Source organism: Halolamina salina, from assembly GCF_042678005.1.
Classification (GTDB): domain Archaea; phylum Halobacteriota; class Halobacteria; order Halobacteriales; family Haloferacaceae; genus Halolamina; species Halolamina salina.
The window spans coordinates 1-11,023 of sequence record NZ_JBHUDH010000130.1; the positions used below are offsets into that span (position 1 = coordinate 1).

The 11,023-nt window shown below is 69.0% G+C and carries 9 protein-coding genes and 1 tRNA gene; 3 read left to right on the forward strand and 7 right to left on the reverse strand.

Annotated features, from left to right (window positions below):
- Nucleotides 1–75: 75 nt before the first annotated feature.
- Nucleotides 76–1,977, reverse strand: a complete 1,902-nt coding sequence (locus ACFR9S_RS11255; RefSeq protein WP_379818686.1) for a flippase activity-associated protein Agl23 — start codon at nt 1,975–1,977, stop codon at nt 76–78.
- A gap of 75 nt (nt 1,978–2,052) precedes the next feature.
- Nucleotides 2,053–3,474 carry a single-stranded DNA binding protein gene (locus tag ACFR9S_RS11260; protein ID WP_379818687.1) on the reverse strand — a complete coding sequence of 474 codons (1,422 nt, stop codon included), beginning with the start codon at nt 3,472–3,474 and terminating at the stop codon, nt 2,053–2,055.
- A gap of 204 nt (nt 3,475–3,678) precedes the next feature.
- Between ACFR9S_RS11260 and ACFR9S_RS11265 the strand changes: the two genes are divergently transcribed.
- Entirely contained in the window at nt 3,679–4,362 is a 684-nt protein-coding gene (locus ACFR9S_RS11265) for a hypothetical protein (RefSeq protein WP_379730660.1), read from the forward strand.
- Nucleotides 4,363–4,426: 64 nt separating this feature from the next.
- Here the strand turns inward: ACFR9S_RS11265 and ACFR9S_RS11270 are convergent.
- From ACFR9S_RS11270 to ACFR9S_RS11285, 4 genes are all read right to left on the reverse strand, one after another.
- Nucleotides 4,427–4,499, reverse strand: a tRNA-Pro gene (locus ACFR9S_RS11270).
- Between the two features lie 42 nt (nt 4,500–4,541).
- Complete coding sequence (locus tag ACFR9S_RS11275) at nt 4,542–6,425, reverse strand: SLC13 family permease (RefSeq protein WP_379730662.1); 1,884 nt, start codon at nt 6,423–6,425, stop codon at nt 4,542–4,544.
- Nucleotides 6,426–6,473: 48 nt separating this feature from the next.
- Nucleotides 6,474–6,683 carry a hypothetical protein gene (locus ACFR9S_RS11280; protein WP_379730663.1) on the reverse strand — a complete coding sequence of 70 codons (210 nt, stop codon included), beginning with the start codon at nt 6,681–6,683 and terminating at the stop codon, nt 6,474–6,476.
- Between the two features lie 37 nt (nt 6,684–6,720).
- Nucleotides 6,721–8,775 carry a DEAD/DEAH box helicase gene (locus ACFR9S_RS11285; RefSeq protein WP_379730665.1) on the reverse strand — a complete coding sequence of 685 codons (2,055 nt, stop codon included), beginning with the start codon at nt 8,773–8,775 and terminating at the stop codon, nt 6,721–6,723.
- A 131-nt stretch (nt 8,776–8,906) separates the two neighbouring features.
- On the opposite strand from ACFR9S_RS11285, the gene ACFR9S_RS11290 reads away from it, so the two are divergent.
- The gene (locus ACFR9S_RS11290; protein ID WP_379730666.1) at nt 8,907–9,110 is read left to right on the forward strand and encodes a hypothetical protein; all 204 of its coding nucleotides are present in this window, start codon (nt 8,907–8,909) and stop codon (nt 9,108–9,110) included.
- A 57-nt stretch (nt 9,111–9,167) separates the two neighbouring features.
- On the opposite strand, the gene ACFR9S_RS11295 is transcribed toward ACFR9S_RS11290, so the two are convergent.
- On the reverse strand, nt 9,168–9,536 hold the full coding sequence (locus ACFR9S_RS11295) for a cupin domain-containing protein (RefSeq protein WP_379730667.1): 369 nt from the start codon (nt 9,534–9,536) through the stop codon (nt 9,168–9,170).
- Nucleotides 9,537–9,623: 87 nt separating this feature from the next.
- Here ACFR9S_RS11295 and ACFR9S_RS11300 point away from each other — a divergent pair, with 87 nt between their 5' ends.
- Nucleotides 9,624–10,802 carry a CBS domain-containing protein gene (locus ACFR9S_RS11300; protein WP_379818689.1) on the forward strand — a complete coding sequence of 393 codons (1,179 nt, stop codon included), beginning with the start codon at nt 9,624–9,626 and terminating at the stop codon, nt 10,800–10,802.
- Nucleotides 10,803–11,023 lie beyond the last annotated feature (221 nt).

Genomic DNA, 11,023 nt, shown 5'->3' on the forward strand with positions numbered 1-11,023 from the left:
CTTCGCCCGCCCAGATCGAGCGGGCGACGCCGTACTGGCCGGCGTTGTGTGCCGCCGCGCCGGCGAGGAGCGCAGTCATCCCTCGGCCTCCGCGAGTGCTTCCTCGTCGACGTAGACGACGACCTCCCGGCCCATCGTCCGGAGGTGGTGCTGGCGGCGCTCGTACTCGTCGTCGAGCGCGGCGGCGTCCGTGTCGTCGTGGTCGACGTGGGCGATCACGACCGCGGGCTGGCTCTCTTGGATCTGCGACCGGAGTTCGGTCTCGTTGTACGCACACTGCTGGCTCACGTCGTCGGCGGCGACGTACCAGTGGATCGGCAGCGCCCTCGCGAGGCGCAAGCACTCGGGCGCCATCCCGCCACCTTCCCCGGGTTCGGCGACCAACTCCTCGCCGTAGACGAGCAGGTCGGTCCCCTCGTGTGTGGGCGCGATCGCGCCGATGTCGTCGAACGTTCCCCGGAACTCCTGCTGAGGCTGGGCGTACTGCACGAGCTCGTTGTCGTCGGCCGTGGGGTTGACGTACGACGCCGAGGCCGCCGGGACGAGCATCGCTCCGGTGACGAGCAGCAGCAGCGCCACGGTCAGCACGGTACCGACGCGGTCCTCCGCGGCCAGCGACTGCCAGCCCCAGCGGACCACCAGCCCCAGCGCGACGGCGGCCGGGATCACCAGCGGGACGATCGCGTTCACCATGATCCAGCCCGCGCGGATGTCCGTCGCCAGCGGGTAGCCGAGGATGCTGACGAACCCCCAGTAGCCCGTGAACATCACCAGCGATCGCGGGCGGTCGCCGGCGTAGCGCGCGACGACGAACCCCAGCGCCGCGAACGGCACGACGACCAGCGCGTAGTTCGCGAGCACCGAGACCGTGTGCTCGAGGAAGCAGACGTAGCCGCCGATGATCGTCTCCTCGCCGCACTTCGGCTCGACGCTCCCGCCGAACCAGTACTCCAGCCCCGGGCGGATGTCGCCCCACGTCGCCTCGAACAGCTCGGGGAAGCGGAGGGGGTTGAACACGGCGTCCCAGAGGCCGACGCCCGAGCCGACGGTTCGCGGGGCGTAGAAGAACAGCGAGATCAGGAGGAACAGCCCCAGACTCCCGAGCAGCGCGCCGCCCCAGCGGATCGCATCCCCGTCCGGGCGAACCACGTCGACGAGCATCGTCAGCGAGACCAGCAGCACCAGCGCCGTCACGACGGCGGTCAGCGCCCACCCCGACAGCGTCGCGTAGCCGAGCACGAGCAGCGTGAGCGCGGAGAGGACCGTCCAGACGGCGGCGTCGGTCGAGCGCTCGGGGTCACGCAGCGCCTCGAAGTACGGCTCGACGCGGGCGGCGACGGCGTCGATCCCCGAGTCGTAGTTCCGGGGGTGCATCAGCGAGAAGTCGAGCAGGAGCGCCCCTGCGCCGATCCAGCACATCAGGTACACCAGCGCGTTCTCCTTGGCCGCGAAGCCGAGCGCGCCGAACGCGAAGGCGGGGTAGAGCAGCCGCGGGCGGGCGTCGTCCACCGCACGGAGGCCGAAGCCGAAGGCGACGAACATGAACGCCGCGACCAGCAGCGAACTCCGGTAGAACCGCGAGTAGTAGAGCATGATCGGGTTGAACGCGAGCAGGACGGCGACGAGCACCGTCTCCGTGTCGCGCAGGCGCTGCCGGAACAGCAGTGCGGCGAGCGGGAGCAGCGCGCCGACGACGGCGACGAACAGCCGCATCGAGAAGTCGTTCGGACCGAGAACGGCGAACAGCCACGCGTCGGCGTACTGCGCGAGCGGCCCGTGGACGATGTAGCGGTAGCTGATCTCGCCCGTCTCGAGGTAGTGCAGCGCCCAGTAGGCCACGCGCCCCTCGTCGAAGTGAGCGACGCGCTGGCCGAGAAAGAGGAGACGGGCGATTAACCCGGCGGCGACCACGACGAGCACGGCCCGGACCGTGTCGTCGGTCCGGCGGAGGGCGTCGGGGAGCGAGGAACGATCCATCGGTCAGCGAGTGTAACGGGCGAAACCTAAGTGTGTCCTTCCCGGCCCGAGCGGGCGGTACAGCCCCGGAGCGGCTCAGAGCAGTTCGTCGGCGTCGATGCGGCCGCCGTGCTCGACGCCGCGAACCGTGACTTCCTCGCCGAGCTGGACGCTCTCGCTCGTCTCGACGCTGCGGGTCTCCTCGCCGTTGTCGACGACGACCGGACTACCGGACTGGACGACCGTCCCGGTGAACTCGACCTCTTCGCCGTCCCCCTCGGCACTCTCGTCGTCGCGGAGCTCGTCCGCCCCGTCGCCGTCCTCGCCGAACGCCGAGAGGCCGCCCTGATCCGCCGACGGCGGCGTCTTCTCGTCGCCGCCCGCGTCGGCCCCCGCTACGTCGGCCTCGCCGTCGAGGATCGAGACGGTCGACTGCCAGCCTGCGGAGGCCTCGAGCTCGTCCTGCCAGCCGTCCTGAATCTCCACGTCGGTGAACGCGACGCGGTCGGCAAGCGTGATGTCACGATCCGCTTTCTCCCCCCAGAGTGCGACCCGGATGTCGCCCGTGTCGTCACGGACGCGGACGTTCCGGACCTGCCCCTCGGAGCCGTCGTCGCGGTCGAACGTGCGCTTGTCGTCGGTCTCGATCACTGCGCCCGCGATGTCGACGGTGTCGCCCATCTCCACGTCGTCGATGGCCGTCGTCTCGGGGACGTACTCCACGTCCTCGTCGACCTCCTCGATGGTGCCACGGGAGCCGACGTGCAGTTCGAGGTCGCCCTCGCGCTCGCGGACGTAGCCGTCGACGACCTCGACGACTTCGTCGGCCTCGAGCTCGTCGAGCAGGTCGTTCGCCTCGTCCCAGAGCGTCACCCGGATGCGGCCCGTCTCGTCGCCGATCGCGACGTTCGCGACCCGGCCCTCGGTGCCGTCGTCGCGGTCGAACGTGCGGTACTGGTCGTCGACGTCGAGCAGCTTCCCGACGAGGGTCACGTCCGACAGGCCCATCGAGAGCTCCTCGACCGTGTAGCTGTCACTGACGGAGACGTCGATCTCCACGTCGGGGTCGATCTCGGCTTTGTCCGCCGAGACCTCGACGCCGTTGTACCCCTCCTTGGGGCGGCCGGCGATCCGGAGCACGTCGCCCTCCTCCAACTCTTCGAGCGCGGACTCGGCCATCTCGTCCCACAGCGAGAGCCGGATCCGGCCGGACTCGTCGGCGACCTCGGTGTTGACGACCTGTCCGTCGGGCTGGTCGCCATCGCGCTCGAACGTCCGCTTCTCGCCGATGGAGACCAGCTTCGCGACGAACTTCACGTCGTCCATCCCCGGCTCGATGTCCGCGACGCTCTCGACCTCGCCGCCCTCGTCCTCGAGCTCGTGGGCGACCAGCATCGCCGCCGTCTCGTCGTCAGCGAGGCCACCCATCTCCTCGACTTTCTCCGCCACCATCTCCTCGAACTCCTCGGCGGAGACGTCCGCGTCGAGTTCCTCGTGGACGTCGTCGATGGCACTCATTCGTAGCGGTGGGTAGCACAGCCGACGGTTAAGCGTTGCCGTTGGGGTGGGAACGCGCCGCTTGCGTGTGGTTTCGTGGTTCGGTTCGTGTCGTCCATACGCGGGCTGGTGCGCCCTCCTACAAGAGGGTCGGGACGGCGTCGCGGGACGGTCGACGACCCGCCGGCGACAACGCTTTTCGGCACGCTGGCGTTATCCCTCGGTATGAGCTACGAGACCACGACCGAGCGGGGGTTCCTGCTGTCGGCCCGCGAGTGGGGCGTCGTCGGCGGCGCGACGGGGCTGATGCTCCTCAACGTGTTGGTGATGTACGTCGCGGCGGCGACGCCGGTCGCGCAGGTCAACCGGATCGTGTTCTCGGTCCCCATCGTCGGCGCGCTGATCTACGGCGCGCTGATCACGGGCGGCCAGATGGTCGCCGAGCGCGGCTTCGAGAACGACTCGATGGGGCTGGCGATGGCGGGCGTCGTCGTGCTCGAACTCGCCTTCGGCGCGTTCGGCGGCGGCATACTCTCCTTCCTCTCGGAGGGGGTTCGGATCACCGCGCTGGCGATCACCGGCGCCATCGTCGTCGCGATGACGGCGCTGATCGGCACGTACGTCTACCTGCGCTCGGACACGCAGTTCGACCACTACGGCCGCTGGGCGACGTACGCCTTCCTCGCGGGGCTGGGGGCGATCCTGCTCGCGACATTCGTCCCGGCGGTGGGCGTCGCCGCGTTCGCGCTGATCTTCGCGGGGTTCCTGCTACGGCTCGGCTACGAGATGTGGCAGGTCCGAGAGAGCCGCGGGCGGCCGGCGATGCAGTCCGTGGGGCTGTACGTCGCGGTGGCCGGGGTGTTCGTCCACGTGCTCCAGCTGGTGGTGCGGTCGCTGGCCGAGCGGTAGGCACAGACGGCTCGCAGCGTCACCTCGACGCAGAAATCACTCGGTGACAGTGTGACGCGGAAAATGGGACCGCCCGGATTCGAACCGGGGTCACGGGCACCCAAGGCCCGAAGTATACCAGGCTAACCCACGGTCCCGTGCCCCTACGTCCGCGACTCGCGCGCTAAAGCGTTTCGGGGTCAGACCGCGATCGGGATGCCGAACATCGTCGCGATCCCGAGCGTCGTCACGATCATCAACAGCAGTTGGAGCGGGCCGCCCACCCGGACGTAGTCCGTGAACCGATAGCCGCCGGGACCGTAGACGAACAGGTTCGTCTGGTAGCCCACCGGCGTCATGAACGCCGTACTCGCCGCGAACATCACCGCGAACAGGAACGCGGTCGCGCTGGCGTCGACGGCCTGAGCGGTCTCGACGGCGACGGGGATCATCAGCACGACGCTGGCGTTGTTGCTGATCACGTTGGTCAGCAGCGCGGTGAGCAGGTAGAACACCGCGAGCACGCCGATCACCGGCAGCGCCGCCGAGGAGGCGACGACCGCCTCCGCGAGCAGCGAGGCGGCGCCGGTTCGTTCGAGCGCGATCCCCAGCGGGATCACGCCGGCGAGCAGGAGGATCACGTCCCACTGCACCGCCTCGTAGATCTCCCCGGGGTCGAGACAGCGCGTGACGACCATCGCGAGCGATCCCGCGAGTGCGGAGACGACGATCGGGAGGATCCCCAGCCCCGCGAGCGCGACGACGGCGGCGACGATGCCGATCGCGAGTCCGGTCTTCTCCTCGCGGTAGTCGTGCTGTTCGACCTCGCCGATCAGGATGAACTCCCGGCCGCCGTCGATCCGCTCGATCGTCTCCGTCGGCGCCTGCACCAGCAGCGTGTCGCCGACCTTCAGCGGCACCTCGTCCATCCGCCGGCGCACGACCTCGCGGCCACGACGGAGCGCGAGCACGGTCGCGTTGTAGCGCTGCCGGAAGCCGATCGAGGTGAGCGACTCGCCCACCAGCGGCGAGCCGGGGGCGACGACGACCTCGACGAGGTTCTGCCCCGCCTCGGCCTGTTCGAGTTCGGCCTCGTCGACCGGCACGTCCACCAGATCCAGCCCTTCGAGGTCGAGCAGCGAGAGCAGCGTGTCGCGGTCGGTCCGGAGCGTGAACGTGTCGCCGGCCTGAATCTGCTTGGGGCCGAGCGGTTCGAGGAACACCTCGTCGCCGCGGATGAGCTGGAGCAGGTCCACGTCGAGATCGCCCTCCGACAGCGCGTTCCGGACCTTCCGGCCGACGAGCGGGGAGTCCTCCCGGACGGTCACTTCGGTGAGGTAGTCGCCGACGCCGAACTCCTTGGTCAGGTCGTCGGTGGGCGCGATCCGGGCGGGCGTGAGCCAGCGACCGACGGTCAGCAGGTAGGCGATCCCGACCAGCATCACCACGACCCCCAGCCCCGTGAACTCGAACATCCCGAGCTCGTGGAGGTCGGTGTTGGCGTACTCCGGCGCCGCGGCCAGCCGCGCGGCCACGTCGCTCGCGAGCACGTTGGTCGAGGTGCCGATCAGCGTGAGCGTCCCGCCGAACATCGAGGCGTACGACAGCGGGAGCAGGAGCTTCGAGGGGGAGGTGTTGCCGCGGTTGGCCACGTCGGTCACCATCGGGAGCAGGATCGCGACCGCGGCGGTGTTGTTGATGAACCCGGACACCGGCGAGACGATGCCGACGACCGCACTCAGCTGTTTGATCTCGCTGTCGCCGGTGATCCGGCCGATGTACTCCCCGAGCGTCTGGACGATCCCCGTCCGGCGGACGCCCTCGCTGAGGATGAACATCGCGAGCACGGTGATCGTCGCGGGGCTGGCAAAGCCCGAAAGCCCCTGCTCGGGCGTGATCATCGTCACCTGCCCCGCGAGGACGCCGGCGTCTGCGAGCACCCCGCTGACGGGCTCGACGAGCATCAGCGTCACCATGATACCCAGCGCGGTGATGTCGACGGGCACCGGCTCCGTCGCGAACAGCACCAGCGCCGCCAGCACGATCAGGGTGACGACGACGACTCCGGGCGTGATCGCTGCCACGGGGATGTGGTTACCGCCGGCCGGCAAAAGGGTGGGGGTTCCCGACGGTCACTCCCGCTCGGCGAACGCGGCGCCGAAGGCGGCGCCCAGCGCGAGCCCGATCCCCATCCCGACCGCGAGGTTCTCCAGCGACAGACCGATCGCCGCGCCGAGCGAGACGCCGAGGCCGATCCCCAGCGCCATCGCTTCGTCGTCGTCCATCTCGTCCGCATCCGGCTCCTCGGGCGCCGGCTCGTCGGCCGAGTCGTCACTCGTCATGGGGGAGCGCGCGACGCGCGGGAAGAAGTCGGTTTCGCTACAGTTCCTGCTCGGCGAGTTCGAGCGCCGCCACCTGCTCGTAGGGGCTCTTCCCCTCGCGGATCCCCTCGAGGATCAGGAACGCGTCGTCCGGCGAGAGGAAGTGGCTCGTGACCGCCCGACCGAGCGGCGTCGCCTCGAAGCCGTCGATGAACTCCCACTCGAGCAGCTTCCCGACCGCGTGTTTGGTGGGCACGTCGCCGATCATGCGGTCGTTGAGCCGCTTGGCGAGCTTGCCGGCGACGGCGATGTTCGCCAGCGTCTCTTCGGCGGCGGCAGTCTCGTCGTACACCGTCGAGACGTCCTCCATCTCACCTTTCAGGAGTTTAAACGCGATCTCGTCCTCGGTGGCCTCCATCGAGGCGTGGTAGGAGCAGTCCGGCTCCACGAGCAGGTACACCGTCCCCTGATCGTGGTAGTCGGGGCGGCCCGCACGGCCGAGCATCTGGGAGAACTCCTGGACGGAGAGCCACTCGATCCCCATCGCGAGCGAGTCGAACACGACCTGCGAGGCGGGGAAGTCGACGCCCGCCGCGAGCGCGGCAGTCGTCACGACCGCCGCGAGCTCCTGATCGCCGAACTGGCGCTCGACCTGCTTGCGCCGGCCGTAGTCCAGCCCGGCGTGGTACGGCGCGGAGTCGTACTCCAGCTTCCGGGAGATCTCGTGACAGCGCCGCCGGGAGTTGGTGAAGATGATCGTCTGCCCGCGATACCCCTTCGAGGACTTGCTGTCGAACTCCCGCCTGACGAGGCGGTCCTCGATCCGGAGTTTCTCCCGGCCGTCGGCGAACGTGACGTGGCGCTCGATCGGGACGGGCCGCTCCTCGAACTCGATCAGCGTCGCGCGGAGCTGTTCGGCCAGCCACTCGGGGTTGCCGACCGTCGCGGAGAGGTAGACGTACTGCGCGCCGTCGTAGTCCGAGCGGTCCTTCGCGCGCTGCTCGCAGTAGTGCTTGAGCCGGGAGATCATCCCGTCGAGGCGGTGGCCGCGTTCGCCCTCCTTCAGGCTGTGGACCTCGTCGATGACGACGGTGCCGATGTCGCCCATGTCCTTGCCCGTCCGGAGGCCGTGGTCGATCCCCTCGTAGGTGCCGACGATCACGTCGGCGTTCGGGTCGAACTGGGCGCCGGAGTCGGTCACGCGGGAGCCGCCGACCCGCAGCGTCACGTCGAGGATGTCGCCGTAGCGCTCTTGGAAGTCCTCGTGTTTCTGGTTCGCGAGCGCGACCAGCGGGACGAGGAAGAGGAGTTTTCCGTCGCCCTTCAGCGCGCGGTCGACGCCCGCGAGCTCGCCGACGAGCGTCTTCCCCGTCGCCGTCGCGGAGACGACGAGCTGGTCCCGCCCCTCGAACAGCCCGTTCTCGACGGCGAGGCTCTGGACCGGAAGGAGATTGTCGAAGCGACCCTCGATCATCGACTGCAGTTTCGGGTGGAGGTCGAGGTCGCTCGTCGGGTACGGGTCGACCTCGTCGGTGGTGGCGGAGATGGTGTCGAACTTCGTGAGGTCGGGGTCGAGTTCGCCCTGCAGGAGGTCGGTGATGCGGTCGAGGTCGCCCACCTCGAGCAGAAGCTCCTCCAGTCGCTCCTGTGCGGCGCCGGTGAACTGCCCCTTGTAGGCGAGTTCGCGTTCGAGCTCCTCGACGGCGCAGTCCTGGCAGATGTAGTCCCGATCGGCCGAGATGGCGGTCTCCTCGGTGATCGGCGAGTAGCGGCCGGCGTTGGCGCAGTACCGACAGGTGCGGACGACCAGCGCCTCCTGCTGGTAGCCGTCGAGCATCGCCTGCAAGCGTTCGCGACCCTCGGGGGAGGTCTGCTCGGAGATGCGGATGCGCTCGGCGCGGCGGGCGAGTTCGACGAACTCCTCGGGGCGCATCGGCTCGCCGCCGTCGTCGTCGGACTGCAGGAACCGACGGGGCCGCGGCCCGGCATCGGTCTCCTTGAGTTCGAGCGTGCCGCGGAACACCCGGGAGCCGTCACGGAGCACGACGACGCGGTAGTCGTCGCCGGACTCGTGGAGGAACAGGGTGTCGACGCGGGCGACCTGCTGAGACACGGGTGGGGGTACGCGAAACGGGTACTTCAGCCATGCGGTCGGCGCGAAGCCGTGCCGCGGGAATCCGGCGCATGCGGGTGCAACACAGCCTCACGGAGGGTTTACGGCCCCTCAGCGGCTACACTCCGATAATGAACTCCTCCACGCGCACGAAGGCGACGCTGTTCTGCTCGGTCTGCGGGCACGAGAGCCCGGCCGACGGCGATTGGGACGAATCGGCGACGGCCACCGAGATCGGCGAGCGGATCACGCTCTCCTGCCCGGACTGTGCGACGACGATCACGCGCCGACCCGTGAGCAAGCGGAGCGTCGACGCCGTGGTGGCGAGCGACTGACCGGCACGCTGTCAGCCGGGCAGGGCAAGCGACTGATCGGCGGCGGAGAACCGACCGCTATTCCTCGACCAGTTCGATCGTGTCGTCGCCGTTCGGCACCGCACAGAGGAACGCCCCCGGTCGGTCGCTGTCGTTCCGGTACCAGTGGACCGCGCCGGCGGGGATCAGCAGCGAGTCGCCGGCGGAGACCGTGTACTCCTCGTCGTCGATCCCGACCACGTACTCGCCCGCGAGCACGTACTGCTCGTGTTCGACCGCGTTCGTGTGCTCGGGGACCTCGGCGCCGGCGTCGAGTTCGAACCGCCGGATCGCGAAGTTCGGCGCGCCGTCGCTCTCGTCGAGTAGTACGCCTTTCTGCAGCCCCTCGGCGGCGTCGACGGGCTCGTACTCGATCTCCTCGCTGCGTTTCACGACGTGATCGACCATACCGGGAGTTCGGCGCCGGGGCGCTAAACCGTGACGGCACGGGCCGCGGCGACCGCCTTTTTCACCCCCTCGGCCCAACCGAACGGTATGCGAGGTATCCGTCTCGGGAGCGTCTTCGGCATCCCGATCAAGCTCGACGCCACGTTCCTGCTGATCCTACCGGTGTTCGCCTACCTGATCGGCAGCGACGTGACGACGCTGGTCGAGGAGGTGTTCAACCCCGCGTTCGACGCCGGGATCGAGACCGGCGTGTTGACGCAGGGGTACACCCCCTTCGCGCTCGGCGCCGCGGCGGCGATCGGGCTGTTCACCTGCGTGCTGCTCCACGAACTGGGCCACTCGGCGGTCGCGATGTACTACGGCTACGAGATCGACTCGATCACGCTCTGGCTGCTGGGCGGCGTCGCCCAGTTCGCCGAGATGCCCGAGGACTGGAAGATCGAGTTCCAAGTGGCCGTCGCGGGACCGATCGTAAGCGTCGCCCTCGGGGGGCTGGGCTACGCCGGCTTCTCGCTGGTCGCCGGCGGCGGGCGACCGATCGCGACGTTCCTGCTCGGCTACCTGATGCTCGCGAACGTCATGCTCGCCGCGTTCAACATGCTGCCCGGGTTCCCGATGGACGGGGGCCGCGTGCTGCGGGCGCTGCTCGCCCGGACGCGGACCCACGCTCGCGCGACCCAGATCGCCGCGGAGGTCGGGAAGGGGTTCGCGCTACTGCTGGGGCTGCTCGGGCTGTTCAGCGGCCCGAACCTGCTGCTGGTCGCGCTGGCGTTCTTCATCTACATCGGCGCGGCGGGCGAGGCCCAGCAGACCGTGCTCAAGGCGGCGTTCCAGGGCGTCACCGTGAGCGACGTGATGACCGCGGAGCTTCACACTGTCTCGCCGGACGACAGCGTCGCCGACCTGATGGGCCGGATGTTCCGCGAGCGCCACACCGGCTACCCGGTGGTCGAGAACGGCGAGCTCGTCGGGATGGTGACGGTGACCGACGCCCAGTCGGTCGACGAGGTCGAGCGCGACGCGATGCGCGTCGACGACGTGATGTCGACCGAGGTGTACACCGCGACGCCCGAGACGGAGGCGATGGAGGCGCTCCAGACGATGCAGGAACACGGCGTCGGGCGCCTGCCCGTCGTCGACGCCAACGGGAAGCTCTGCGGGATCATCTCCCGGACGGACCTGATGACCGCGTTCGACATCATCCAGCAGAGCGGCGCCGCTCCGAGCGAGTCGATGGGGCCGAACCTCTCGCCGTTCGGGCGGTAGTCGGCGTTTTTGCGGGTTTGGTGGTCGTCCGTCGTCAATTCTGTCGATCGTGATTCGTCGTCGACGGCTGGTATAGCAACAGCAGTTCGATCGTTGGCACCTTGTGACCGCACCGCCCCGCACAGCCCACAGACCTCCCCAGCCGACTCCTTCGTTCACTGCGTTCACTCAGTCGTCCCTCGCGCTGACTCGCCCACGGAGGGGCTCGCGCTTCGCGCCGA